This is a genomic window from Serratia sp. CoH_134_PS_4, assembly GCF_058190535.1.
The window spans coordinates 1-25,207 of the sequence record NZ_JBXWKI010000007.1 but is presented as its reverse complement, the minus strand read 5'-3'; the positions used below and the strand labels follow the sequence as shown (position 1 = coordinate 25,207).

The 25,207-nt window shown below is 53.8% G+C and carries 24 protein-coding genes; 20 read left to right on the top strand and 4 right to left on the bottom strand.

The annotated features are described in order from the left end of the window. Nucleotides 1-75: 75 nt before the first annotated feature. Nucleotides 76-912: a dienelactone hydrolase family protein gene (locus AC2FCQ_RS12600; RefSeq protein ID WP_209637696.1), complete on the bottom strand. Its 837-nt coding sequence runs from the start codon at nt 910-912 to the stop codon at nt 76-78. Nucleotides 913-1,420: 508 nt separating this feature from the next. On the opposite strand from AC2FCQ_RS12600, the gene udp reads away from it, so the two are divergent. The 12 genes from udp (at nt 1,421) to hemB (ending at nt 12,226) form a co-directional block, all read left to right on the top strand. Further along, complete coding sequence (udp, locus tag AC2FCQ_RS12595; protein WP_209637694.1) at nt 1,421-2,182, top strand: uridine phosphorylase; 762 nt, start codon at nt 1,421-1,423, stop codon at nt 2,180-2,182. 318 nt (nt 2,183-2,500) lie between these two features. Beyond that, entirely contained in the window at nt 2,501-3,283 is a 783-nt protein-coding gene (locus AC2FCQ_RS12590; RefSeq protein WP_209637693.1) for a tyrosine-protein phosphatase, read from the top strand. Between the two features lie 86 nt (nt 3,284-3,369). Further along, on the top strand, nt 3,370-3,900 hold the full coding sequence (locus AC2FCQ_RS12585) for a DedA family protein (protein ID WP_209637691.1): 531 nt from the start codon (nt 3,370-3,372) through the stop codon (nt 3,898-3,900). 140 nt (nt 3,901-4,040) lie between these two features. After that, the gene (rmuC, locus tag AC2FCQ_RS12580; protein WP_209637688.1) at nt 4,041-5,588 is read left to right on the top strand and encodes a DNA recombination protein RmuC; all 1,548 of its coding nucleotides are present in this window, start codon (nt 4,041-4,043) and stop codon (nt 5,586-5,588) included. A 79-nt stretch (nt 5,589-5,667) separates the two neighbouring features. Further along, the gene (ubiE, locus tag AC2FCQ_RS12575; RefSeq protein ID WP_209637686.1) at nt 5,668-6,423 is read left to right on the top strand and encodes a bifunctional demethylmenaquinone methyltransferase/2-methoxy-6-polyprenyl-1,4-benzoquinol methylase UbiE; all 756 of its coding nucleotides are present in this window, start codon (nt 5,668-5,670) and stop codon (nt 6,421-6,423) included. A 13-nt stretch (nt 6,424-6,436) separates the two neighbouring features. Beyond that, on the top strand, nt 6,437-7,045 hold the full coding sequence (ubiJ, locus tag AC2FCQ_RS12570) for a ubiquinone biosynthesis protein UbiJ (RefSeq protein WP_209638124.1): 609 nt from the start codon (nt 6,437-6,439) through the stop codon (nt 7,043-7,045). Next, the gene (ubiB, locus tag AC2FCQ_RS12565; RefSeq protein ID WP_037423531.1) at nt 7,042-8,673 is read left to right on the top strand and encodes a ubiquinone biosynthesis regulatory protein kinase UbiB; all 1,632 of its coding nucleotides are present in this window, start codon (nt 7,042-7,044) and stop codon (nt 8,671-8,673) included. Before ubiJ ends, ubiB begins: the two co-directional genes overlap by 4 nt. A gap of 80 nt (nt 8,674-8,753) precedes the next feature. Beyond that, entirely contained in the window at nt 8,754-9,017 is a 264-nt protein-coding gene (gene tatA, locus AC2FCQ_RS12560) for a Sec-independent protein translocase subunit TatA (protein ID WP_020824842.1), read from the top strand. 3 nt (nt 9,018-9,020) lie between these two features. Next, complete coding sequence (gene tatB / locus AC2FCQ_RS12555) at nt 9,021-9,581, top strand: Sec-independent protein translocase protein TatB (protein ID WP_490308338.1); 561 nt, start codon at nt 9,021-9,023, stop codon at nt 9,579-9,581. Nucleotides 9,582-9,584: 3 nt separating this feature from the next. Further along, the gene (gene tatC / locus AC2FCQ_RS12550; protein ID WP_404760575.1) at nt 9,585-10,355 is read left to right on the top strand and encodes a Sec-independent protein translocase subunit TatC; all 771 of its coding nucleotides are present in this window, start codon (nt 9,585-9,587) and stop codon (nt 10,353-10,355) included. 51 nt (nt 10,356-10,406) lie between these two features. Beyond that, nucleotides 10,407-11,189, top strand: a complete 783-nt coding sequence (gene tatD / locus AC2FCQ_RS12545) for a 3'-5' ssDNA/RNA exonuclease TatD (RefSeq protein WP_265556380.1) — start codon at nt 10,407-10,409, stop codon at nt 11,187-11,189. A gap of 14 nt (nt 11,190-11,203) precedes the next feature. Further along, nucleotides 11,204-12,226, top strand: a complete 1,023-nt coding sequence (gene hemB, locus AC2FCQ_RS12540) for a porphobilinogen synthase (protein ID WP_209637678.1) — start codon at nt 11,204-11,206, stop codon at nt 12,224-12,226. Nucleotides 12,227-12,272: 46 nt separating this feature from the next. On the opposite strand, the gene rfaH is transcribed toward hemB, so the two are convergent. Continuing rightward, entirely contained in the window at nt 12,273-12,761 is a 489-nt protein-coding gene (gene rfaH / locus AC2FCQ_RS12535) for a transcription/translation regulatory transformer protein RfaH (RefSeq protein WP_490308337.1), read from the bottom strand. A 244-nt stretch (nt 12,762-13,005) separates the two neighbouring features. On the opposite strand from rfaH, the gene pepE reads away from it, so the two are divergent. The 3 genes from pepE (at nt 13,006) to fre (ending at nt 16,068) form a co-directional block, all read left to right on the top strand. Beyond that, nucleotides 13,006-13,731: a dipeptidase PepE gene (gene pepE, locus AC2FCQ_RS12530; RefSeq protein ID WP_490308336.1), complete on the top strand. Its 726-nt coding sequence runs from the start codon at nt 13,006-13,008 to the stop codon at nt 13,729-13,731. 64 nt (nt 13,732-13,795) lie between these two features. Then, nucleotides 13,796-15,316, top strand: coding sequence for a 4-hydroxy-3-polyprenylbenzoate decarboxylase (gene ubiD / locus AC2FCQ_RS12525; protein WP_209637672.1), 1,521 nt, complete (start codon nt 13,796-13,798; stop codon nt 15,314-15,316). A 50-nt stretch (nt 15,317-15,366) separates the two neighbouring features. Next, nucleotides 15,367-16,068 carry an NAD(P)H-flavin reductase gene (gene fre, locus AC2FCQ_RS12520; protein ID WP_209637670.1) on the top strand — a complete coding sequence of 234 codons (702 nt, stop codon included), beginning with the start codon at nt 15,367-15,369 and terminating at the stop codon, nt 16,066-16,068. A gap of 171 nt (nt 16,069-16,239) precedes the next feature. Here fre and fadA read toward each other — a convergent pair whose 3' ends face one another. Further along, nucleotides 16,240-17,403, bottom strand: a complete 1,164-nt coding sequence (fadA, locus tag AC2FCQ_RS12515) for an acetyl-CoA C-acyltransferase FadA (protein ID WP_209637668.1) — start codon at nt 17,401-17,403, stop codon at nt 16,240-16,242. Nucleotides 17,404-17,413: 10 nt separating this feature from the next. Beyond that, entirely contained in the window at nt 17,414-19,603 is a 2,190-nt protein-coding gene (gene fadB, locus AC2FCQ_RS12510; protein ID WP_209637666.1) for a fatty acid oxidation complex subunit alpha FadB, read from the bottom strand. Nucleotides 19,604-19,836: 233 nt separating this feature from the next. On the opposite strand from fadB, the gene AC2FCQ_RS12505 reads away from it, so the two are divergent. The 5 genes from AC2FCQ_RS12505 to hemG all read left to right on the top strand — a co-directional run bounded on the left by AC2FCQ_RS12505 (nt 19,837) and on the right by hemG (nt 25,138). Beyond that, a complete protein-coding gene (locus AC2FCQ_RS12505; RefSeq protein WP_490308335.1) occupies nt 19,837-21,033 on the top strand; it encodes an MFS transporter in 1,197 nt (398 codons plus the stop codon). A 117-nt stretch (nt 21,034-21,150) separates the two neighbouring features. Then, on the top strand, nt 21,151-22,482 hold the full coding sequence (gene pepQ, locus AC2FCQ_RS12500; RefSeq protein WP_209637662.1) for a Xaa-Pro dipeptidase: 1,332 nt from the start codon (nt 21,151-21,153) through the stop codon (nt 22,480-22,482). After that, nucleotides 22,482-23,096 (top strand): IMPACT family protein, encoded by a 615-nt coding sequence (locus AC2FCQ_RS12495; RefSeq protein ID WP_404760571.1) that lies wholly within the window; start codon nt 22,482-22,484, stop codon nt 23,094-23,096. Before pepQ ends, AC2FCQ_RS12495 begins: the two co-directional genes overlap by 1 nt. Before the next feature lie 34 nt (nt 23,097-23,130). After that, nucleotides 23,131-24,582 carry a Trk system potassium transporter TrkH gene (trkH, locus tag AC2FCQ_RS12490; RefSeq protein ID WP_012004734.1) on the top strand — a complete coding sequence of 484 codons (1,452 nt, stop codon included), beginning with the start codon at nt 23,131-23,133 and terminating at the stop codon, nt 24,580-24,582. 22 nt (nt 24,583-24,604) lie between these two features. Continuing rightward, complete coding sequence (gene hemG, locus AC2FCQ_RS12485) at nt 24,605-25,138, top strand: menaquinone-dependent protoporphyrinogen IX dehydrogenase (protein WP_265556371.1); 534 nt, start codon at nt 24,605-24,607, stop codon at nt 25,136-25,138. Nucleotides 25,139-25,207 lie beyond the last annotated feature (69 nt).

The following is a 25,207-nucleotide window of genomic DNA, read 5'->3' as shown; positions in this document are numbered from 1 at the left end:
GAGGGTTTGATGTGATGATTCAGGGCGCCTCGGCGCCCTTTCTTATGCCCTCAGCCGTTGCTGAGGGACTGGGCGTTATTTAATGCCAGGTACGCCATGCTGAGCAAACCATGCCAGCATGCGCTGCCAGCCATCTTCTGCCGCTTCGGCGTCATAACTTGGACGGTAGTCGGCATTGAAGGCGTGGCCGGCTTCAGGGTAAACCACGATTTCTGCGCTGGCGTTAGCCGCACGGATCGCCTGTCGCATGCTCTCTACGGTATCCAGTGGGATACTGCTGTCCTGACCGCCGTACAGCCCAAGCACGGGGGCGGAGAGCTGCGTGGCGATATCGACCGGAAACTTTGGCGAGTTAAGCGTTTTTTCACCCACCAGTTTGCCATACCAAGCGACGGCAGCCTTTAACTGCGGGTTATGGGCCGCATACAGCCAGGTAATACGCCCGCCCCAGCAAAAACCGGTAATGGCCAACTTGCCTGCGTCCCCGCCGTGACGGGTCGCCCAATGTGCTGCATGATCCAAATCCGCCAATACCTGGCGATCTGGCACTTTGTTCACCAGCTTTTGAAACAGTTCACCGATGTCGGTGTAATCTTTGGCATCCCCCTGACGGAAATACAGCTCAGGTGCAATCGCCAGATAGCCTTGCTTTGCCAAACGACGGCACACGTCCTGGATATGTTCATGGACGCCAAAAATTTCCTGTACCACCAGCACAACCGGGAATGGGCCACTGTGATCTGCCGGTTTGGCGATATAGGCCGGCAGATTGTCGCCCTGCGAAGGAATGGTGGTTTCCCCTGCATGAATGCCTTGTTCATCGGTAAGAATGGTTGAGGCAGCCAACGGTGTTACGGCAGGGGTGAATCCCCCCTGAGCCTGTTTTAATGTCATCACATGATCGGTTTTCATTGCGGTCTCCGTGCAATAGAGAAAAGCGCTGAGATTAACTATAGGAAAGATTACGCGTTATTGGCATCGAGTTGAGCATTTTCGGTCAAGTCTGTAAAAAACGGTTAATTATCTGGCTTTACTGCATTTTTGTTGTCTTTTTATCATGCTATTACGCATGTTGACACCTAGGAGTGCCATAAGGTGCGTTAGCTGCCGTTTATATGGCTAAGTTGCCGATAAACGGGGCGTATTTTCTGAGGTCGCGTAAATAGTGGGCTAGAGAACAGGCCTTTGCGATCGGAGACGCACCGCGGGAAACGGCCGTACAGTTTGTCAGCTAGACTTGTGGCAACTGAGGTGCATATATCGGCCTTTTGGCTTATTTTTGTGACCATAGTCACGAAAATTATGTAGATTGCATTTTGTTTCTTTATTCAAAGTGATGGTCGTCACTAAATTGAGTGGCGATTTTCAGTAGAGTACTTTTTTGTTCCTCCCAATAAACATGATCTATGAGGAGTCTCGCATGTCTCAATCTGACGTTTTTCATCTCGGCCTCACTAAAAACGATTTACAAGGGGCCCAGCTTGCCATCGTTCCTGGCGATCCACAGCGCGTAGAGAAAATTGCCAAGCTGATGGAAAATCCGGTGCATCTGGCTTCCCATCGTGAATTTACCTCATGGCGTGCAGAGCTGGACGGTAAGGCCGTTATCGTCTGCTCCACCGGTATCGGTGGCCCGTCTACGTCTATCGCCGTTGAAGAGCTGGCGCAGTTGGGTATCCGGACCTTCTTGCGTATCGGCACCACGGGCGCGATCCAGTCAAACATCAATGTCGGTGACGTGCTGGTGACCACTGCGGCAGTTCGCCTTGATGGCGCAAGCTTGCACTTTGCACCGATGGAATTCCCGGCCGTGGCCGATTTCACCTGTACCACGGCATTGGTCGAAGCGGCTAAAGCTGCGGGTGCGACCACGCACATTGGCGTTACCGCGTCTTCCGATACCTTCTATCCAGGTCAGGAACGTTACGATACCTACTCCGGCCGGGTTGTTAGCCGTTTCAAAGGCTCGATGGAAGAGTGGCAGTCGATGGGTGTAATGAACTATGAAATGGAATCGGCCACGCTGCTGACCATGTGTGCAAGCCAAGGTCTGCGTGCGGGTATGGTTGCCGGTGTGATCGTTAACCGCACCCAGCAAGAAATCCCGAACGCGGAAACCATGAAAAACACCGAAAGCAAAGCGGTGCAGATCGTGGTTGATGCGGCACGCCGCCTGCTGTAATTCCTCTGCAATTCAACGGGCCGTCCCGCGGCCCGTTTTGTCATTCAGTCGTAATCTGTTACGGTTATAACCCATCGTCTTTCACGTTGCAGCGTTGTTGGCTGCCGTCAGTTATGTGGCCCGTTCTTGGGTCAAACCCCTTACGGGGCCGCTGCGAGCAGCGTTCAAGTCTGCTCCCGGCAGATTTGTCACCCCAGTGACTTACCTGAGTAAGCGCCTGAGGGTGCCCGACCTGGCCACCTCTTTAATCCGTTGAGCCCGGTTCTACCGATGCTATCAGAGGTTGCGTTTTTTCAGACAGTAACAACGAGGACGTCTATGACCGCTCAGATCCTGCTTCATCCTTCATTGGCACCGCTTGATGGCGGCATTAATTTTCGTGATCTTGGGGGCAATAGCGTCACCGATGGTCGCCGTATCAAACGTGGCCTGTTGTTTCGTTCCGGCTCGCTAGAGCGCCTGACGGAAAATGACTGCACTTTCTTGGCCGGCGTGCCTGTTCGTTCGGTGCTGGATTACCGTGATGCCGATGAAGTGCAGGCCAAGCCTGATGTTCTGTGGCGCGGTGCCGATTATCATCATTTCCCGGCCAACCCGCTGAGCAATGAAGTCAACGCCAATTTGGAAAAGCTAAACAGTGAAACGCTCGCCGGTTTCGATGCCCAAATGTTTATGCTGGAACTGTACCGCCGATTACCGTTCGGCAATGCGGCGTATAAACAGTTGGCACAACTGCTGAGCAAGGCGGATCACGGGGCGATCGTCCAGCATTGTGCGGTCGGCAAGGATCGCACGGGGATAGGATCGGCGTTGGTGTTATTTGCACTGGGAGCTGATGAAGCGACGGTTGTGGAAGATTACCTGTTAACTGAAACCACGCTGGCAACGTTCCGTGAACACATGCTGGATCAACTGTCGATTCGCCTGAATGATTCTGCGTTGAAACAGTTTGCTTACGTGCTCAGCGCCCGTGAAGAGTTCCTGATGACTGCACTGAGTTGTATTCGTGAGCAACATGGCTCTACCGATCGTTGGCTTGAAGCGGAATACGGCTTGGGCCAGGAACAGCGTGAAGCGCTGCAGGCGTTTTACCTCGAGTAAACCGTGCTGATGTTTAACCGGGGTTTAATCTGCCCCGGCTGGCATTCAGTATTCTTGGGGGATAAATCCCATATCAGGAGCCTGTATTGAGCCTCAATGACATTATCCACTGGGTCAGCGAAACCGTGCGCCAGCACGAAAACTGGGCCATCCCGATTATCTTCTTCTTGGCATTTGGCGAATCGCTGGCTTTCTTGTCGCTGTTGTTACCGGCTACGGTGATTTTGCTCGCCTTGGGGGCGCTGATTGGCGAAAGCGGCATCGCATTTTGGCCGATTTGGGCTGCTGCTGCTGCCGGTGCATTCTTCGGCGATTGGCTTTCTTACTGGATTGGTTACCACTATCAGGATCGCGTTGCGCACATGTGGCCGCTATCGCGCAATCCGCAATTATTGACGCGGGGCCATGCGTTTTTTGAACGTTGGGGTGTCCTGGGTATTTTCATCGGTCGCTTTTTCGGCCCATTGCGTGCCGTGGTACCGCTGGTTGGTGGCATTTGCGGCATGCCCCAGCGTTATTTCCAGGTGGCCAATGTCACGTCGGCGATGATCTGGGCGTTCGGTATCCTCGCGCCGGGTGCGTTTGGCATTAAATGGTTAAGCCAGTGGTTTAGCTAATCTTTAGCTGAGTTGCGCAGCGTTTCGCAATATTACGCCATCGAGACACAATCAAGCTGGACATCCATACAGCCTCCCCTTAACGTGACGGGCAATAGGCGTATAAAAAGCCGGAACAGTCAGGTGTAACAGGAGGCAGGGTGGATACCAGTTTAATTTACGGTATAGGTGGGGTAGCTATCGGTCTGCTATTGGGGTGGCTTATTGCCAGCTTGCGTGTGCAACAGACACAGGCACAGCATGAAACCGAGCTACGACTGCTGGAACAATCGCTGCAACAGGCGCAGCAGGAAACCGCATCCCGACAGGAAGTACTGCAGCGTAATGAGCAACACATGCGCCAGACTGAGCTGGAATTACGTAATCTGCACAGTCAGTTGGCGGCCGGGCATGAAAAGCTTCAGCAGCTTAATCACTGGCGTACCGAATGTGAGCAGTTGAACCAGGAACTGCGAGCCCAACGTGAAGTGAACAGCGCTCAGGAAGCCGAGTTGCGTGAGGTGACAATCCGTCTGGAAGAAACCCGTATGGCGGCGGAGGAAAAACAGCGTCTATTGATTAACAGCGAACAACGACTCACCACCCAATTCGAAAATTTGGCCAACCGCATTTTTGAACATAGCGGGCGCAAGGTGGACGAACAGAATAAGCAAAGCTTGGATCGCCTGTTGCTGCCACTGCGTGAGCAACTGGACGGTTTCCGCCGTCAGGTGCAGGACAGTTTCGGCCAGGAAGCACGCGAACGCCATACTTTGACCCACGAAATACGTAATCTGCAGCAGCTCAATGCGCAGATGGCGCGCGAAGCCATCAACCTCACCAAGGCTTTGAAAGGGGATAATAAAACTCAGGGTAACTGGGGTGAGGTGGTACTGAGCCGGGTGCTCGAAGCCTCTGGCCTGCGTGAGGGACATGAGTATGAAACCCAGGTTAACGTGCGGGTGGATCACCAGAGCCGCATGCAACCCGATGTGATCGTACGTTTGCCTCAGGGCAAGGACGTGGTGATCGATGCAAAAATGTCGTTGGTGGCCTACGAACGTTACTTCAATAGTGAAGATGAAGCAGAGCGTGAGGCGGCGTTGAATGAACATATTGCTTCGTTGCGCGGCCATATCCGCCTGCTTGGACGCAAGGATTACCAGCAATTGCCTGGCCTGCGTTCGCTGGACTACGTGCTGATGTTTATTCCAGTGGAGCCGGCCTTCCTGTTGGCTATCGACCGTGAGCCGGAGCTGATTAGCGATGCACTAAAACACAACATCATGCTGGTCAGCCCAACCACGCTATTGGTGGCATTACGCACCATCACCAATCTTTGGCGCTATGAGCATCAAAGCCAGAATGCACAACGCATTGCTGACCGGGCGGCACGGCTGTATGACAAAATGCGGCTGTTCGTTGATGATATGTCGTCGCTGGGACAGAGCCTGGACAAGGCCCAGGGGAGTTATCGTCTGGCGATGAACAAACTGAGCGAAGGCCGTGGTAATCTTATCGGGCAGACCGAGGGGTTCCGCGCACTGGGGGTTGAGGTGAAAAGGCCGATCAATCCGCTGCTGGCTCAGCAGGCCAGTGCGCAGCATGATGAAGAATTTGAGGCGGCGGACGACGATAACGTTGACGCGCTGCCGGAGGCGGAAGGCGACGACGCCGTCGAGGAGCCACGCTCCGCATCGCAGGGATGACAACCGCTGCGAGGTGGGGTATTCCGTGGGGTTCTGGTACACTCCACCACACTAAATTGACTGAATAGCAGGCAGGACAATGGCAGATCAACCGCAGGAAACCACCGATTTCGGTTTTCGCACCGTAGCTCGAGACGAAAAGCAGGCCATGGTGGCAGACGTTTTTCATTCGGTAGCCGCAAAGTATGACGTGATGAACGACCTGATGTCGTTTGGCATCCACCGTATCTGGAAGCGTTTTACCATTGATTGCAGCGGCGTGCGCCGTGGGCAGCGGGTGTTGGATCTGGCCGGTGGCACCGGTGACCTGGCCGCCAAGTTCTCTCGCATGGTCGGTGAACAGGGGCAGGTGGTGCTGGCGGACATTAACGATTCCATGCTGAAGATGGGGCGCGAGAAACTGCGCGATCGCGGCATTGTCGGCAACATCAGCTACGTACAGGCCAATGCCGAAGCGTTGCCGTTCCCTGATAACTATTTTGACTGCATCACCATTTCCTTTGGCCTGCGCAACGTCACCGACAAAGACAAAGCGCTGCGCTCGATGTTCCGTGTGCTCAAGCCAGGTGGCCGTCTGTTGGTGTTGGAGTTCTCCAAACCCTTGCTGGCACCACTGAGCAAAGCCTATGACGCCTACTCGTTCCACGTGCTGCCGAAAATCGGCGAGCTGGTGGTCAAGGATCCGGAAAGCTACCGCTATCTCGCCGAGTCGATCCGCATGCATCCCGATCAGGAAACGCTGAAGGGCATGATGGGGGCCGCCGGTTTTGACAACGTGACCTATTTTAACCTGACCGGCGGTATTGTGGCCCTGCACCGTGGCTTCAAGTTCTGATATGGATATGCCGATGCTGTTAACCCCGTTGTTGACCGGCGTACTGGAAACATCCCTCAACAGTCTGCTGTTCCGCGATCGCAGCATGAAGGCGGCTCGTCAGCGGCTGGCCGGCAAGGTTTTACGTATTGAGCTGCAGGAACTTGCCTCTCCGCTGGTGTTGATCTTCAGTGAACAGCGTGTGGATGTGCTTGGTCAGTCTGATGACACTGCCGACTGCACGGTGCGCAGCCGTATTTCGGTGCTGCTTAAATTGCGGGATCGCCAACAGCTTTCGCCATTGATGCGCAGCGGCGACTTGATTGTCGAAGGCGACATTCAGGTCGTGCAACAACTGGTTGGGTTGCTTGATCTGGCAGAGTGGGATCCGGCGGAATGGCTGGCACCTTACATTGGCGATATTGCCGCGCAGGGTGTCACGCAGGTTCTGGGCAAGGGCGCGAACCTGCTGAAAGCAGGCTTACAGCGTCAGCAGCATTATGTGGCTGAAACACTGACGGAAGAGTGGCGTGTGGCACCGGGCCCATTGGAAGTTGTGTGGTTCAATGAAGAGGTTGATGCCACCGTTCGCAACGCCGATGCGCTGATTGCCCGTATGGACAAGTTGGAGGGTAAACGATGACCCCTGGCGAACTACGCCGCCTGTATTTGATCGTCCGCGTTTTTCTCAGCTATGGCCTGGATGAACTGATCCCCAAGATGCGTTTGACGTGGCCACTGCGATTTGGCCGCCGCCTGCTTTTCTGGATGCCAAACCGCCATGCAGATAAACCCTTGGGTGAGCGTCTACGTCTGGCTTTGCAGGAGTTGGGGCCGGTATGGATTAAGTTTGGCCAGATGATGTCTACTCGTCGCGACCTGTTCCCACCACAGATCGCCGATCAACTGACGTTGTTGCAGGACCGGGTTGCTCCTTTCGACGGTGCGCTAGCGCGTAAGCATATTGAATTGGCGATGGGCGGCCCGCTGGAAACTTGGTTTGATGATTTTGACCAACAGGCGCTGGCCTCGGCATCGATAGCCCAGGTGCATACCGCGCGGCTAAAAACGACCGGGCAGGAAGTGGTGCTGAAGGTGATTCGGCCGGATATCGGGCCAATCATCAAGGCCGATGTGCGCCTGATGTATCGTTTAGCGGCTTGGGTGCCCAAGCTGATGCCGGATGGTCGACGCCTGCGTCCGCGTGAAGTGGTGCGCGAGTATGAAAAGACTTTGCTGGACGAGCTGAATCTGCTGCGTGAAGCGGCTAACGCCATCCAGTTGCGTCGCAATTTCGACGGCAGTCCTATGTTGTACGTGCCGGAAGTGTATTCGGACTACTGCCGCGAAAGCGTGCTGGTCATGGAACGCATTTACGGCATCCCTGTTTCGGATATTGAGACGCTGGAAAAGCAGGGCACCAACATGAAACTGTTGGCTGAACGTGGGGTTCAGGTATTCTTTACCCAGGTCTTCCGTGACAGCTTCTTCCATGCAGACATGCATCCCGGTAATATTTTCGTCAGCTATGAACATCCTGAAGACCCCTGCTATATCGGCATCGACTGCGGTATTGTTGGCTCGTTGAACAAGGACGATAAACGCTATCTGGCGGAAAACTTTATTGCCTTCTTCAATCGTGATTACCGCAAGGTTGCGGAGTTGCATGTTGATTCTGGCTGGGTACCGCGCGATACCAACGTCGAGGATTTTGAGTTCGCTATCCGTACCGTGTGTGAGCCGATCTTCGAGAAGCCGTTGGAGGAAATTTCGTTTGGCAACGTGCTGTTGAACCTGTTCAATACCGCGCGTCGATTCAATATGGAAGTGCAACCCCAACTGGTGTTATTGCAGAAGACCTTGCTGTATGTTGAAGGTCTGGGCCGACAGCTTTACCCACAGTTGGATTTGTGGACGACGGCCAAGCCGTTCCTGGAAAGCTGGATGCGTGACCAGGTCGGTATACCGGCAGTGATCCGCGCCCTGAAAGAAAAAGCGCCGTTTTGGGCAGAGAAACTGCCTGAACTGCCTGAATTATTTTACGATAGTCTGCAGCAGCATAAGCTGTTGCAACAAAGTGTTGATAAGCTGACTAATCAGATGCAGGCCCAGCGTGTTCGTCAGGGACAATCGCGTTATTTGTTCGGCGTTGGCGCTACACTGATAGTCAGCGGTACGATTTTGCTATTGGGCGAGGTTGCTGTATTCCCCGCATGGCTGATAGCAGCCGGCATTGTTTCCTGGCTGATAGGCTGGAAGCGAACTGCCTGAATTGGTTAGAAACTCTGGTAAAATCTGCCGTATAATGCGACGGATTTTGAAAAAACCCTGTAAAAATAGAGGTAATTGCAATGGGCGGTATTAGTATTACGCAATTGTTGATCATCGCAGTGATCGTGGTGCTGCTGTTTGGTACCAAAAAGCTCCGTACCCTGGGGTCCGATCTCGGTGCATCAATCAAGGGTTTCAAAAAGGCGATCGGCGATGACAACACGCCGCCGACCAACACGGCTGAGAAAAGCAGCCTGGATGACGCTGACTTCACGGCCAAGCCTATTACCGATAAGCAGCCGGAAGTGAAAGCGGAAGAGTCGAAGAACAAAGAGCAGGTATAAACCGTGTTTGACATTGGGTTTAGTGAACTGTTGCTGGTTCTGGTTATTGGCCTGGTGGTACTCGGGCCGGAACGGCTACCGGTAGCGGTAAGAACAGTTTCGGGCTGGATCCGCGCGCTGCGTTCGTTGGCGGCTTCGGTGCAGAACGAACTTACTCAGGAACTGAAACTGCAGGAACTGCAGGACAGCCTGAAAAAGGTAGAGAAGGCAGGCATGCAGAATTTGTCGCCAGAGTTAAAGGCGTCAATGGATGAGCTGAAAGACGCGGCGGAATCGCTGAAACGTTCTTATCAGGGCGACAGCAAGACCGAGCCAGCACACACTATTCATAACCCTCTGGTCACCGACCCGGAAGCCATTCATGATGGCGTGACGCCGGCAGAGGCTGCGGCTGTTGCGTCGTCTCCGGCTGCAGTACCGGAGCCGGCGGTTACGGCAACGCCGCTGGTTGAACAGCCGGCAATCACGCCCGCTAAACAACCGGTAGCGTCAGCCGTTCAGGCAAACCCAGAACCTGTTGCGGATAAAACCCCCGCGTCTCACCAACCTAGTGGCGATCGTTAAAACATGGCTGTTGAAGATACCCAACCCCTTATCAGTCATCTGATAGAACTGCGTAAGCGGTTGTTAAACTCAATTATCAGCATACTGGCGATCTTCCTGGTGCTGGTGTTTTTCGCCAATGACATCTATCAACTGGTGTCTGCACCGTTGATCAAGCAGCTACCTGCCGGCGCGAGCATGATCGCCACCGACGTGGCCTCACCGTTCTTCACGCCGATCAAGTTGACCATGATCGTTTCGGTGTTTGTCGCTGCACCTGTGATTCTGTATCAGGTTTGGTCATTTATCGCACCGGCGTTATACAAGCATGAACGTCGATTGATGATGCCCTTGTTGGTGTCGAGCAGCCTGCTGTTTTATCTCGGCATGGCGTTTGCCTACTTTATCGTGTTCCCGTTGGCGTTTGGTTTTTTTGCCAAGACCGCACCCGCCGGGGTGATGATTGCGACCGATATCAATAACTACCTTGATTTCGTCATGGCGCTGTTTATGGCGTTTGGCGTTGCGTTTGAGGTGCCTGTTGCCATTATTCTGCTGTGTTGGAGTGGCGTCACTTCACCGGAAGATTTGAAAAAGAAACGTCCGTACGTGTTGGTAGGGGCTTTCGTGGTTGGCATGTTGTTGACGCCACCGGATGTGTTCTCGCAAACCCTGCTGGCGATACCGATGTATCTGTTGTTTGAAGTGGGTGTGTTCTTTGCCCGTTTCTATACGGGTAAACGTCGTCCGCAGCCGGAAGAAGAAGATGAGGGCGATGAGCCCCCTGCATCTTGATTTCTGTTTGTCTAAAGCCGCCCGCTGGGCGGCTTTTACTTTGGGAAAACCATGTTTGATATCGGCGTCAATCTCACCAGTTCACAGTTTGCCAAAGACCGCTCAGCCGTGCTGGAGCGCGCACGCGTCGCCGGCGTGAAAGGGATGCTGATTACCGGTACGGATCTGCCGGAGAGTCAGGCCGCCAGTGAGCTGGCCCTGTTACATACCGGCTATTGTTGGTCCACCGCGGGCGTGCATCCACATCATGCCAGCAGTTGGGACGAGCGGGTTGCTGAACACATACATGAATTGGCCTCTCGGCCGCACGTCGCGGCAGTGGGTGAATGTGGTTTGGATTTTAACCGTAACTTTTCCACGCCAGAGCAACAAGAAAAGGCATTCAGCGCTCAACTTGCGTTGGCCGCAGAGCTGGCGATGCCGGTATTTCTTCATTGCCGCGATGCGCACGCACGTTTTGCCGCGCTGTTGGCACCCTGGTTAGATAAACTGCCCGCGGCAGTGGTGCACTGTTTTACGGGTACTGCTGAAGAATTAGAAGGCTGTTTGTCGCTAGGCTTGTCGATCGGTATTACCGGTTGGGTCTGTGATGAACGGCGTGGCTTGGAATTGCGTGCACTGCTACCGCAGATCCCGGCTGAGCGTCTGTTGTTGGAAACCGACGCCCCCTATCTGTTGCCCCGAGATTTACATCCGAAACCTGCATCTCGCCGCAACGAACCCTGTTTTTTGCCTCATATCGTCCGGCAGGTGGCCACCTGGCGACACGAAGACCCCGAATGGCTGGGGCAGAAAACTGATGAGAACGCCCGCCGGCTGTTCCGGCTGGAATGAGTTAGGAGAAAACTATGAGCTATGCATTTCCGGGTACCTTCCCAGGTCGTCGTATGCGCCGCGTGCGCCGTCATGATTTCAGCCGTCGCCTGGTGGCGGAGAATCAACTGACGGTTAACGATCTGATCTACCCGGTATTTGTCATGGAAGGCAATAACCGTCAGGAAGCCGTATCATCCATGCCCGGTGTATCACGCATGAGCATCGATCTGCTGATTAAGGAAGCGGAAACCATCGCCAAGCTGGGTGTGCCAGTGATCTCCCTGTTCCCGGTTATTGAGCCAGGCCTGAAGTCACTGCATGCGGAAGAAGCCTATAATCCAGACGGTTTGGTGCAGCGTACGGTGCGCGCGTTGAAAGACGCGGTGCCTGAGTTGGGTATTTTGACCGACGTAGCGCTTGATCCTTACACCACTCACGGTCAGGACGGCATCATTGATGAGCAGGGTTATGTCATCAACGATATCACCAAAGAAATTCTGGTCCGTCAGGCATTGTCTCATGCGGAAGCCGGGGCAGAAATCGTGGCGCCAAGCGACATGATGGATGGCCGTATTGGTGCGATTCGCGATCGGTTGGAGCATCAGGGCCTGATTAATACTCAGATCATGGCTTACTCTGCAAAATATGCCTCTTGCTACTATGGCCCATTCCGCGATGCACTGGGCTCAAGCGGCAATCTGAAAGGCGGCAACAAGAAAACCTACCAGATGGACCCTGCCAACAGCGACGAAGCGTTACAGGAAATTGCGCAAGACCTGCAGGAAGGCGCAGATATGGTCATGGTTAAGCCGGGTATGCCTTATCTGGACGTTGTGCGCCGAGTGAAGGATACCTTTGGTGTGCCGACTTTTGCCTATCAGGTGTCTGGTGAATATGCGATGCACATGGCAGCGATTCAGAATGGTTGGTTGCAGGAACAGCCAGCGGTGATGGAATCGCTGATGTGCTTTAAACGCGCTGGGGCTGACGGTGTGCTGACCTACTTTGCCAAGCGAGTCGCTCAGTGGATGCATGACGACGCGATGCAACGCTAAGACAGCAGTAAGCAAAAAACAAAGGCGCCCTGGGCGCCTTTTTGCATTACAACTTTTGAAACTGCCGGTTATCGATACTCTGGGTAACCTGCTTGTTTATCAGGTTCAGTAGCAACATTGAACGTGCCTCGCCGTCAGGCTCAGTGTAAATGGCTTTGAGCCCTTCAAACATGCCGTCGACGATCAACACGCTATCGCCCGGTTGCGGTGTTTCCGGATCAACGTAGGTTTCGCAGGTATGCGTCTGCAGCTCTTCGATGACCTTCTTCGGGATGGTGGCCGGCATTGAGCCAAAGCGCACGAAGTGGCTGACACCACGTGTTGCGCTGATGGTCGTGGTATGGATGCATTCCGGATTGAATTCCACAAACAGGTAGTTGGGGAACAGGGGTTCGCTGACCGCAATGCGTTTGCCGCGTACGATCTTTTCCAACGTAATGATTGGGCTCAGGCACTTCACTTCCTGCCGCTCCAGATGTTCCTGCGCCCGTAAAAGTTGGCCGCGTTTACAATACAGTAAGTACCAAGATTCCATAATTTCACATGCCTTTCTGCCAGCCGGTAAGCATATCAAAAGCCATTACGGATACATAGTGGTGCAAGTTTCAGCATGTAACTGCCGCTATCTACATGAATCATTAGCAATTAGCGAAGAGTCACACACTTATTCGCACGGCTCGGGTATAACAGAGGGCTAAAAATTTGTTACCGTCGCAGTATGCCTTGGCATGAGATTGCCAGATGTGACGCTATTCATCGTTTTTGATTGAGGGGGAGAAATGGAGTTGTTTCTGTTGAGTAACGGCAAGCTGTCCGGTGAGGATGAGCTGCTGGGCTATGCCAAGAACCACCTTTTGGCGATGATCGCACGTCGCGGTATCACGTCTGCCGTATTTATCCCTTATGCCATGATCCGCAGTGATTACGATCAGCGTGCGCAGGAGCTGTCGCAAACGTTGGGTATCAAAGTGACCAGCATTCACCATGCCGAGTCTCCCGCTGCCGCGGTTGAACAGGCGGAGTGCATTTTGGTCAGCGGCGGCAATACCTGGATGTTAAACCAGATGTTGCACGAGAAGGGTTTGATCATCCCTATCCAACGGGCTGTGCGTGAACGTAGCATACCCTATGTGGGCTGGAGCGCCGGTTGCAACGTTGCTACGCCGAGCATTCGTACCACCAATGACATGCCGGTGCGCAACAGCGTCGTGCTGCCGGCATTGAACCTGTTCCCGGTGCAGATCAACCCGCACTACATTGATGCCCATATCAGTGGCCACATGGGCGAAACGCGTGATGAGCGCCTGGCGGAGTTTTGCGCGGTCAATCCAAGTGAGTCTGTCGTGGCGTTGCGTGAAGGCAGTCTGCTGCACATTGAGGGGAATGATTTACGTTACTTGAGTGCCAGAAATCAAGGTTTCAAGGTGTTCCGCCACGGCGTGGAGACCCAGGAGCATCATGATACGCAGGCGTTACAACCGTTGGTGCCGTTCACGTGTCACTGAGAACCGGCGATGTCTTTACCGGTGTTTAACAAAAGTGCAGCAACAACCGTGAAGAGGGCTTATAATGCCCTCCTCACTGGCCGTTATAATGATCAGCATGAAATACCGTGACTTACGCGATTTCCTCTCGTTGCTGGAAAAGAGAGGGGAACTAAAACGCATCAGCCAGCCGATTGATCCCTATCTGGAAATGACAGAAATTGCCGATCGTACTTTACGTGCGGGCGGCCCGGCGCTGCTATTCGAAAACCCCAAGGGGTACGACATGCCGGTGTTGTGCAATCTGTTCGGCACCGCCAATCGCGTTGCGATGGGTATGGGGCAGGAGGATGTCAGCTCGTTGCGCGAAGTCGGCAAATTGCTGGCGTTCCTGAAAGAGCCAGAGCCACCAAAGGGCTTTCGCGATCTGTTTGATAAGCTGCCGAAGTTCAAGCAAGTGTTGAACATGCCGACTAAGGTATTGGGTTCAGCACCTTGCCAGGAACAGGTATGGCAGGGCGATGATGTCGATCTCAGCCGTATCCCGGTGATGCACTGCTGGCCGGAAGATGCTGCGCCGCTCATCACATGGGGATTGACCGTTACCCGCGGGCCGCAGAAAGAACGGCAAAACCTGGGTATCTATCGCCAACAGGTACTGAGCAAGAATAAAGTCATCATGCGCTGGTTGTCGCATCGCGGCGGCGCGCTGGATTATCTTGAATGGTGCCAGGCGCATCCCGGGGAGCGTTTCCCGGTTGCCGTTGCCTTAGGTGCGGACCCTGCCACTATTCTCGGTGCAGTGACGCCAGTGCCGGATACCCTGTCTGAATATGCCTTTGCGGGGCTGCTGCGCGGCAATAAGACCGAAGTGGTCAAGTGTATCTCTTGCGACCTGGAAGTACCTGCCAGTGCGGAAATCGTGTTGGAAGGTTATATTGAGCCGGGTGAAATGGCACCGGAAGGTCCCTATGGCGATCATACCGGTTACTACAACGAGATAGATCACTTCCCAGTCTTCACCGTCACCCACATCACTCAACGCCGCGACGCTATTTATCACTCGACCTACACTGGCCGTCCGCCGGATGAGCCAGCGGTGTTAGGCGTGGCGTTGAACGAAGTATTTGTGCCTATATTGCAAAAGCAATTCCCGGAAATTGTCGATTTCTATCTGCCGCCTGAAGGCTGTTCTTACCGCCTGGCGGTGGTGACTATCAAGAAACAGTATGCCGGTCATGCCAAACGCGTAATGATGGGGGTCTGGTCATTCCTACGGCAGTTTATGTACACCAAGTTCGTTATCGTCTGTGACGATGACGTCAATGCACGCGACTGGAATGATGTGATCTGGGCAATTACCACCAGAATGGATCCGGCAAGGGATACCGTTATGGTGGAAAATACGCCGATCGACTATTTGGACTTCGCCTCGCCGGTTTCCGGTTTGGGATCGAAGATGGGGCTGGATGCCACGAATAAATGGCCGGGTGAAACCCAGCGCGAATGGGGCCGTCCGATTCAGATGGATGAAAAGGTGCGTGCGCGTATCGATGACATCTGGGATGAGCTTGCAATTTTCAGTGACAGAGAACCGACGCTATAGCGACAGGCTTTGTTCTCAGTTTTGCATTGATGACCCGACAGAGGGAACGCATGACAATATTGAGCTGTAAAGTGACCTCCGTAGAGGCCATTACCGATACGGTTTATCGGGTACGTTTGGTGCCAGAGGCGCCGTTTTCTTTCAAGGCAGGGCAGTATTTGATGGTGGTGATGGATGAGCGTGACAAGCGTCCGTTCTCACTGGCATCGACCCCGACAGAGCAGGACTATATTGAGCTGCACATCGGCGCTTCGGAACTGAATCTGTACGCCATGGCGGTGATGGATCGCATTCTGAAAGAACAGGCGATTACCGTTGATATGCCACACGGTGACGCGTGGTTGCGTCAGGAAGGCAGCCGTCCGCTGGTGTTGATTGCCGGTGGTACAGGTTTCTCCTATGCTCGCTCGATTCTGTTGGCCGCGTTGGAGCAACAGCCGAATCGCGATATCTCTATCTATTGGGGCGGACGTGAGCTCAAGCACCTGTATGATTTGAGTGAGCTGGAAGCACTGTCGGTGCAACACCCTAATCTGAAAGTGATCCCGGTAGTTGAGCAACCGGAAGAAGACTGGCGTGGCCGTAGTGGCACTGTGCTCAGCGCGGTATTGCAGGATTTCGGTACCCTGGCGGAGCACGATATTTATATTGCCGGGCGTTTCGAAATGGCAAAAATCGCTCGCGAGCGTTTCTGTGCCGAACGTGGCGCGTTGGAAGCGCACATGTTCGGGGATGCTTTCTCGTTTATCTGATCTGCGGGATAGGCGGAAAGCGGGGTGGCCGGTGGCCGCCCCGTTTTTATTTGGGGGCCGGTGAATAACAGGCATAAAAAAACCCGCCCCTGACAGGCGGGAAGTACGGCAACTAAACGTGGTGGGATGCTGCGGTTTAAAAAGTGACGCAGTCATCCCAAGTAGACACAGCTAAACGCGTTCAAAGACGGTAGCGATCCCCTGGCCCAAACCAATACACATGGTCGCCAGACCAAACTGCACGTCACGGCGTTCCATGTTGTTCAGCAGGGTGGTCGAGATGCGTGAGCCTGAGCAGCCCAACGGGTGGCCTAAAGCAATGGCACCGCCGTTCAGGTTAATCTTGTCGTCGATGCTGTCCAATAACCCCAGATCCTTGATGCAAGGCAGCGACTGGGCGGCAAAGGCTTCATTCAGTTCGAACAAATCAATGTCCTGCACGGTCAGTCCAGCGCGTTTCAGCGCCAGTTTGCTGGCAGGCACTGGCCCATAACCCATGATGGATGGGTCGCAGCCGACGACGGCCATCGAACGTATACGGGCACGGGCTTTCAGACCGAGCGCTTTGGCACGTGATTCGCTCATCAACAGCATGGCGGATGCACCGTCGGACAATGCCGAAGAGGTACCGGCCGTCACTGTACCGTTGACGGGATCGAATGCCGGGCGCAATGCAGCAAGGCTGGCGACGGTCGTTTCTGGACGAATCACTTCGTCGAAGTCATAACGGGTCAGTACACCGTCGGCATCATGCCCGGTAGTTGGGATGATTTCATTCTTGAAATAGCCGGCTAAGGTGGCGGCATGCGCGCGTTGGTGCGAGCGTGCGGCGAACTCATCCTGCATCTGGCGGCTGATATTGTGTATCTTGGCCAGCATCTCGGCGGTCAGGCCCATCATCCCGGCAGCTTTTGCCACGCTGCGGCTCAAACCTGGGTGGAAATCCACACCGTGGTTCATGGGTACGTGGCCCATATGCTCTACGCCGCCAATCAAACTGACATGCGCGTCGCCCACCATAATGGCGCGTGCTGCATCGTGCAGCGCTTGCATGGAAGAACCACACAGCCGGTTAACGGTAACCGCAGGTACAGTATGCGGGATCTCGGCCAGCAATGAGGCGTTACGGGCGATGTTAAAACCTTGCTCCAGGGTCTGCTGTACACAACCCCAATAAATATCGTCAATTTCGGCCGCATCCAGTGACGGATTACGGCTCAGTACCGCGCGCATCAGGTGGGCGGAAAGATCTTCGGCACGTACCTGGCGGAAGGCGCCGCCCTTAGAGCGGCCCATCGGTGTGCGTACGGCATCAACAATAACTACGTTTTCCATCTTTATGACCTCATGCCGGTTGGCCAGTGGAGACATCAGACAGCGGCGCTGCCACCGGGTAGTAGCTTTCATTGCGTTCAGCTTTGGCGCGCAGGCCGGCAGGCACCTGATACAGGGCGCCAAGATGTGCATAACGTTGCGCCAGTTCTACATAATTGCTGGTGCCCAGCGTATCCAGATAACGGAACGCCCCGCCGTGGAATGGAGGGAAACCGATACCGTAGACCAATGCCATGTCGGCCTCGGCCGGGCTGGCGATGATGTTTTCTTCCAGGCAGCGCACGACTTCATTGATCATTGGGATCATCATCCGAGCGATAATTTCTTCGTCGCTGATGGTCTGGCGCGGTTGGCTGACGGTCGCCAGCAACGCATCAGTTTGCTCATCGTTGTCTTTACGCGGCTTGCCTTTGTTGTCCTGGCTGTAGCGATAGAAGCCCAACTGGTTTTTCTGACCGAAACGCTGGTTATCGAACATTACATCGATGGCGTCGCGGTAATCTTTACTCATGCGCTCTGGGAAGCCTGTGGCCATGACCGCTTGAGCGTGGTGTGCCGTATCGATACCGACGACGTCGAGCAGATAAGCTGGGCCCATCGGCCAACCAAACTGTTTTTCCATCACTTTGTCGATTTGACGGAAGTCCGCACCGTCGCGCAGCAGCATGCTGAAACCGGCAAAATACGGGAATAACACGCGGTTGACGAAGAACCCTGGGCAGTCGTTAACCACAATTGGCGTTTTGCCCATGCGGCTGGCGTAAGCCACTACGGCAGCGATGGTGCTGTCACTGGTCTGCTCGCCACGGATGATTTCTACCAGTGGCATGCGATGTACCGGGTTAAAGAAGTGCATACCGCAGAAGTTTTGCGGGCGCTTCAAGGATTTTGCTAAGTGGTTAATTGGAATGGTCGACGTATTAGACGCCAGGACGGCATCTTCGCCGATCAGGCCTTCCACTTCGGACAGTACCGCAGCCTTAACCTTCGGATTCTCGACAACGGCTTCGACGATCACCTGCGCACGTTCGATACCCGCATAATCCAGCGTCGGTTGAATGGTCGACAGCACCTGAGCCATCTTCATGCCGTCCAGCTTGCCACGTTCCAACTGCTTGTTAAGCAGCTTGGCGGCTTCATTCATGCCGAGCGTCAGGGATTTGTCGCTGATGTCTTTCATGATCACCGGTACGCCTTTCAGCGCGGACTGGTAGGCGATACCGCCACCCATGATACCGGCACCCAACACCGCAGCTTGCTTCGGTGCTTCAACGTTCTTCGCGAGCTTCTTCGCCTGACTTTTTACAAACTGATCATTAAGGAAAATACCGACGAGCGCACGAGCCTCTTTGGAACGCGCCAATGGCACAAAGCTGGCGGTCTCCAGTTTCAGCGCTTCATCGCGGCCCAGCTTGGCCGCAGCCTCAATGGTTTTGACCGCAGTCATCGGGGCCGGATAATGTTTACCGGCAGTTTGCATCACCATGCCTTTGGCGGTAGTAAAGCTCATGGCAGCTTCGATTGGGCTGAGTTTCAGCGGCTCAAGCTTAGGCTGACGATAGGCGCGCCAGTCCAGTTTGCCGTCAATCGCCTGCTGCAACATTTTAAGGGCAGCGTCGACCAACTTTTCCGGTGCAACCACCGCATCCACCAGGCCGACTTTCAGTGCGTCTTTGGCACTGACATCTTTACCCGCGGCGATGATTTCCAGTGCGCTGTCGTTACCCAACAGGCGCGGCAGACGAACAGAGCCGCCGAAGCCCGGCATAATACCCAGTTTGGTTTCTGGCAGGCCGATGCGTGCATCCGGTGAAGCGATGCGGAAGTCCGTAGCCAGAATGCATTCGCAGCCGCCGCCGAGCGCATAGCCGTTAATGGCCGAAAGGGTCGGTACCGGCAAATCTTCCAACCGGTTAAAGATGCTATTGGCAAAGACCAACCATTCCTGCAGCTTTTCAGCCGGGGCAGCAAACAGTGAAAGGAATTCGGTGATATCGGCGCCGACAATAAATGCGGCTTTTGTGGAACGCAGCAGCAGGCCTTTCAGCTCAGTCTGCTTTTCCAGCACCGCGAGCGCTTCGCCCAGGCTGGCAACGGTGCGAGTATCAAGCTTGTTTACAGAACCTGGGGCATTGAACACCAACTCGGCGATGCCGTTGTCGAGCCAGTGCAGTTGTAATGTTTCGCCTTGGTAGAGCATGTCTATCTCCTGAATCAGCGTTTGATCTGGTATGACCAGATGATGAGGAGTGTGGTTTTTATGTTAACAATATGCAAATGAGAGATTGCATATTTGCAGGGCGGATCACATGGCTCTGAGGTAGGTTGATGATTTAAAAATAAATTATATTTTATGCATTATGGTGATTTGTCGGAGTGTAAAAGCCCTCATAGACTTGCCGGTGCAGGGTGTTATCCAAGCAGAGGTGAGAAATGAGTAAAGCGGTATGTGTAAAACACAGTGGTTTCTGGAGTATTCCTGCCAGAACCATGACGCTGGCCTGTCTGCTGGTGTTTATGGCGCAAATGGCGACGACGGTGTATTTGCCTTCATTACCGACGGTGATGCAGGAACTGGCGATGACGCGCCGCGCCACCGAGCTTTCGATATCCATATTCGTGCTTGGTGCTGCCCTGCCGGTATTGTTCTGGGGCGCTGCGGCCGATCGCTTTGGCCGCCGTTTACCGCTGACATTGTCTTTGGGGATATTTATCAGTTGCAGCGTACTGCTGGCGTTTTGCAGTAACGGCACTCAGTTATTGGTGCTGCGGGCGCTGCAGGGGGTTGCCGCCGGTGGTGCTGCGATCATTGCGCGCATTATTGTTCGTGATAACTGGAGTGGTGATGAGTTGGCAAGGCGCCTCTCGGTACTGTCGATAGCCTTTATCGTCGCGTTGGGTGGCGGGCAGTTTATTGGCGGGTTGCTAAGCGAGTATTCACACTGGCAAATGGGCTTTATCTTGATGGGGCTGACCGGGCTGGCGATCCTGTTGCTGATGGTGACGTTACCGCTGGAAGCGGGTCGTTCTGGGGGCCAGCGTCCGGTGATGGCAGCAACCTATTGGCACATTCTGCGTCGCCCAGGGTTCTTGTGGCCAGCCATTGTCGGCGGATTGGGGTTTGCTACCACGGTAACGTTGCAGGAGGTGAGCCCGTTCATCATGCAGCAGGGGTTTGGTCTGAACGTTACCGCTTTTGGCGCGTTGGGGTTGGTGGTCGGCGTGGCTTACTTTACCGGAGCAATGGCAGTAAACCGGACGGTAGCACGCTTTGGCGGTAAACGGCTGATGCAGGTGGGGACGAGCATCGTCGCCGTAACGACCGCCGCGATAATGCTGCTGTGGTGGAGCGGTGTGCTGATTGGGCTTTCCGGTATGACGATCTTCATCGCGCTGTATTGCCTGACGATTTTTGGCCAGGCGGTGCTGTTTCCTAATAGCATGGCGATGGCCGTCAGCGATGCCAAAGAACAGGGTGCCTATGCCATGGCGTTGTGTGGTTTTCTACAGCAGTGTCTGGCGGGTATTGCTGCTGCCGGCGCGGTTTTTCTCGAACATCACGGCCTGTGGACTATGGCGATCGCGTTGCTTGGTCTGATCGCCTGGCTAATTGTTAAGCTACGGATGTAACGACGTTTACAACGATTTGCGAACCGCCCCGCATGCCCGAAGTGATGAGGTTGGTGCGTTGGAACGGTGTGCTAAGATGAGGCATTCCGTTCTAATGGTATGTAAAAGGGTATTGTGATGGAAACATTGGCTTCTTTGTATAACGACCACCTGGCAGAGCTGCAAAAACGGGCACGTGAAGTGTTAACGCGCAATAAACTGGACGCGCTGCTGATCCACTCTGGAGAACTGCAACGGATTTTCCAGGATGACCGCAGTTACCCGTTCAAAGTGAATGCGCATTTTAAAGCCTGGGTGCCGGTTACCTCAGTTCCAAACTGCTGGCTGTGGGTAGACGGCGTTAACAAACCGAAGCTGTGGTTCTATTCGCCGGTCGATTATTGGCACAGTGTTGAGCCATTGCCTGAGAGTTTCTGGACCAAATCCGTTGAGTTGATGCCGCTGGCCAATGCCGATGACATCGGGCAGCAACTGCCTGCCCAGCGTGAACGTGTGGGTTATATTGGCTATGCACAACAGCGTGCTCGCGATCTCGGCATCTCTGCGGAAAACATCAACCCGAAAGCCGTGTTGAACTACCTCGACTTCCATCGTTCAATCAAAACCGGTTATGAACTGGCCTGCATGCGTGAGGCGCAGAAAACCGCAGTGATGGGGCACCGCGCTGCCCATGAAGCTTTCCTTTCGGGTATGAGCGAGTTTGATATCAACCTGGCTTACCTCACGGCAACTGGGCATCGTGACACCGATGTACCTTATGACAACATTGTCGCGTTGAATGAACATGCGTCGGTGCTGCATTACACCACGCTGGATCACCAGCCTCCGGCCGACGTGCTGAGTTTCCTGATTGACGCCGGTGCGGAATATAACGGCTACGCCGCTGATCTGACGCGAACTTACGCAGGCCAGAGCGGCAGTGACTTCGCTCAGCTGGTAAAAGATCTCAACCACGAACAACTGGCGTTGATGGATACCATCAAAGCGGGCGTACGCTACACCGATTACCATGTTCAGATGCATCAACGCATCGCCAAATTACTCAAGAGTCACAAGCTGGTGAGTGGCATAAGTGAAGAGGCGATGGTAGAGCAGGGGCTGACTACGCCGTTCTTGCCACATGGTTTGGGCCATCCACTGGGTCTGCAGGTACATGACTCTGCGGGTTTCATGCAGGATGAACAGGGCACTCACTTGGCTGCACCATCCAAATATCCGTACCTGCGTTGCACCCGTGTATTGCAACCGGGCATGGTATTGACCATTGAACCGGGCATGTATTTTATTGAGTCACTGTTAGCGCCATGGCGTAGCGGCGAATTCAGCCAGCACTTTGCCTGGGATCGCATCGATGCTCTGAAACCTTATGGTGGTATCCGTATTGAAGACAATATCGTGATCCACGAAAAGCGTATCGAGAACATGACACGTGATCTGAACCTGGCCTGATGCAGCCTTATCCGATCCCTGCAGGCCCCGTTAGCGTCAGCGAGGAAATAAAGAAGAGCCGTTTTATCACCCTGCTGGCACCGACTGGTGGGGTTGATGAGGCCAAGGCGTTTATCCAGCAGGTTCGTGATGAACACCCGACAGCCCGTCATCATTGTTGGGCATTTGTCGCCGGGCCTCCGACTGACTCACAACAGTTAGGGTTTTCCGACGACGGCGAACCTTCCGGTACTGCGGGTAAACCTATTCTTGCGCAGTTGATGGGCAGTGGTATAGGGGAAATCACCGCTGTGGTAGTACGTTACTATGGCGGTATCAAGTTAGGTACGGGGGGGTTGGTACGCGCCTACGGCAGTGGTGTGCAGCAAGCATTAAAGCAGTTAGCCGTCAGTTACAAGATCCCGCAGGCCGAATATACTTTGCAATGCGACTATGCGCAGTTGGCATTGGTAGAGAATCTGTTGCAGCAATTTGAAGGGCGGATTGTGCAGGGGGAGTATGGTGCTTCCGTCCTGTTGCATTTGACCTTACCGGTAACCGTGGTTGAAGCGTTTGGGAATAAATTACGTGATCTCAGTCGCGGTAATTTGCAATTAACCCCCATTTCGCAATAATTCCCCCAACTGAATTGCTAAGGATCGTGCTGAAATGCATTTTCGCGCTATAACCCGTATCGTTGGTCTGTTGGTCATCCTGTTCTCCGGGACGATGTTTATTCCTGGTCTGGTGGCATTGATTTACCGCGATGGGGCAGGGCGGGCATTCAGCCAGACCTTCTTTGTGGCGGTGACCATTGGGTTGATGCTGTGGTGGCCCAATCGCAAACAAAAGCATGAGTTGAAGCCACGCGAAGGCTTTTTGATCGTGGTGCTATTCTGGACCGTGCTGGGCAGCGTGGGGGCATTACCATTTTTATTCTCGGAACGGCCTAACCTGTCGTTGACCGACGCTTTCTTTGAATCCTTCTCCGGCTTAACAACGACAGGTGCCACCACGCTGGTGGGGCTGGACTCACTGCCAAAAGCCATTTTGTTCTACCGCCAGATGTTGCAGTGGATGGGCGGGATGGGGATCATCGTGTTGGCAGTCGCGATACTGCCAATCCTTGGCGTCGGCGGCATGCAGTTATACCGTGCAGAAATGCCCGGCCCGCTGAAAGACAACAAGATGCGTCCGCGTATTGCAGAAACAGCTAAAACTCTGTGGCTGATCTACGTGTTACTGACTATCGCCTGCGCATTGGCGTTGTGGGGGGCGGGTATGTCGGTATTCGACGCCATCGGCCACAGTTTCTCGACTATCGCCATTGGGGGTTTTTCTACCCATGATGCCAGTATTGGTTATTACGCCAGTCCAACCATTAACACCATTATTGCTATTTTCCTGCTTATCTCTGGTTGTAACTACGGTTTGCATTTTGCCTTACTGAGTGGCCGCAGCCTGAAAGTCTATTGGCGCGATCCTGAGTTCCGTATGTTTATTGCTGTGCAACTGACGTTGGTGGTGGTGTGCACCGCGGTGCTATGGGGGCATGGTGTATACAAAACCGGTATGGAAACGGTCAACCAGGCGTTCTTCCAAGTCGTGTCGATGGCGACAACGGCGGGTTTCACCACGGACAGCATTGCCAAATGGCCGTTATTCCTGCCGATGTTGTTGCTGTGCTCTGCATTTATTGGTGGCTGTGCCGGTTCAACAGGTGGCGGGCTGAAAGTGATCCGTATTTTGTTACTGTATCTACAAGGTTCACGTGAGCTCAAAAGGTTGGTGCATCCCAATGCTGTTTACACCATCAAGTTGGGTAACCGGGCGTTGCCGGAACGTATCCTTGAAGCGGTATGGGGTTTCTTCTCGGCTTATGCGTTGGTCTTTATCGTCAGCATGCTGGCAATCATTGCTACCGGCGTTGATGATTTCTCTGCTTTTGCTGCAGTAACCGCGACGTTGAACAATCTGGGGCCGGGGTTGGGGGTGGTGGCGGATAACTTTACGACTATGCCTGCGCCGGCGAAGTGGATCCTGGTTCTGACAATGCTGTTCGGGCGCCTTGAAGTCTTTACACTACTGGTTCTGTTTACGCCGACGTTCTGGCGCGAATGATCCTGATAGAAGGAGTAACGCCGTGAAGGCACTGATTCTTTATTCCAGCCGCGATGGGCAAACACGCTCTATCGCTTCTTATATAGCAAACAAATTGCAGGACACCTTGCGCTGCGACGTGATTGACTTGCAACAAGCGGATGATGTTGACCTTAACCAGTATCAGCAGGTGTTGATTGGTGCCTCAATACGCTATGGCCATTTCCATCCGACGTTGGCTAAGTTTGTTAAGCAACATGCCGAGCAGCTGAACCAGATGCCAAGTGCATTCTTTAGTGTCAACCTGACAGCGCGCAAGGCGGACAAGCGTTCGCCTCAGACCAATGCTTATACCCGCAAGTTTCTGTTGTCCTCACCCTGGCAGCCAAAACAGTGTGTCGTGTTTGCCGGTGCACTACGCTATCCACGTTATCGCTGGTTCGATCGCGTCATGATCCAACTTATTATGCGTATGACAGGCGGCGAAACAGATACCAGTAAAGAAGTTGAGTATACCGATTGGCAAATGGTGGACCGTTTTGCTCAGGAGTTTGGGCAAATTCAGTATGAAAAGTGACGAAAACGCTGACTTGTTCAGCGCTTTGTTGAAAAAAAACGCGCTTGAAAAGTTTTTTGCATTTAGGGG

What these genes read in the sequence shown, in the direction of transcription:
- AC2FCQ_RS12600 (WP_209637696.1), bottom strand. Translation starts at nt 912, where the DNA reads ATGAAAACCGATCATGTGATGACATTAAAACAGGCTCAGGGGGGATTC.
- udp (WP_209637694.1), top strand. Translation starts at nt 1,421, where the DNA reads ATGTCTCAATCTGACGTTTTTCATCTCGGCCTCACTAAAAACGATTTA.
- AC2FCQ_RS12590 (WP_209637693.1), top strand. Translation starts at nt 2,501, where the DNA reads ATGACCGCTCAGATCCTGCTTCATCCTTCATTGGCACCGCTTGATGGC.
- ubiE (WP_209637686.1), top strand. Translation starts at nt 5,668, where the DNA reads ATGGCAGATCAACCGCAGGAAACCACCGATTTCGGTTTTCGCACCGTA.
- ubiJ (WP_209638124.1), top strand. Translation starts at nt 6,437, where the DNA reads ATGCTGTTAACCCCGTTGTTGACCGGCGTACTGGAAACATCCCTCAAC.
- ubiB (WP_037423531.1), top strand. Translation starts at nt 7,042, where the DNA reads ATGACCCCTGGCGAACTACGCCGCCTGTATTTGATCGTCCGCGTTTTT.
- tatA (WP_020824842.1), top strand. Translation starts at nt 8,754, where the DNA reads ATGGGCGGTATTAGTATTACGCAATTGTTGATCATCGCAGTGATCGTG.
- tatC (WP_404760575.1), top strand. Translation starts at nt 9,585, where the DNA reads ATGGCTGTTGAAGATACCCAACCCCTTATCAGTCATCTGATAGAACTG.
- tatD (WP_265556380.1), top strand. Translation starts at nt 10,407, where the DNA reads ATGTTTGATATCGGCGTCAATCTCACCAGTTCACAGTTTGCCAAAGAC.
- hemB (WP_209637678.1), top strand. Translation starts at nt 11,204, where the DNA reads ATGAGCTATGCATTTCCGGGTACCTTCCCAGGTCGTCGTATGCGCCGC.
- rfaH (WP_490308337.1), bottom strand. Translation starts at nt 12,761, where the DNA reads ATGGAATCTTGGTACTTACTGTATTGTAAACGCGGCCAACTTTTACGG.
- pepE (WP_490308336.1), top strand. Translation starts at nt 13,006, where the DNA reads ATGGAGTTGTTTCTGTTGAGTAACGGCAAGCTGTCCGGTGAGGATGAG.
- ubiD (WP_209637672.1), top strand. Translation starts at nt 13,796, where the DNA reads ATGCCCTCCTCACTGGCCGTTATAATGATCAGCATGAAATACCGTGAC.
- fre (WP_209637670.1), top strand. Translation starts at nt 15,367, where the DNA reads ATGACAATATTGAGCTGTAAAGTGACCTCCGTAGAGGCCATTACCGAT.
- fadA (WP_209637668.1), bottom strand. Translation starts at nt 17,403, where the DNA reads ATGGAAAACGTAGTTATTGTTGATGCCGTACGCACACCGATGGGCCGC.
- fadB (WP_209637666.1), bottom strand. Translation starts at nt 19,603, where the DNA reads ATGCTCTACCAAGGCGAAACATTACAACTGCACTGGCTCGACAACGGC.
- AC2FCQ_RS12505 (WP_490308335.1), top strand. Translation starts at nt 19,837, where the DNA reads ATGAGTAAAGCGGTATGTGTAAAACACAGTGGTTTCTGGAGTATTCCT.
- pepQ (WP_209637662.1), top strand. Translation starts at nt 21,151, where the DNA reads ATGGAAACATTGGCTTCTTTGTATAACGACCACCTGGCAGAGCTGCAA.
- AC2FCQ_RS12495 (WP_404760571.1), top strand. Translation starts at nt 22,482, where the DNA reads ATGCAGCCTTATCCGATCCCTGCAGGCCCCGTTAGCGTCAGCGAGGAA.
- trkH (WP_012004734.1), top strand. Translation starts at nt 23,131, where the DNA reads ATGCATTTTCGCGCTATAACCCGTATCGTTGGTCTGTTGGTCATCCTG.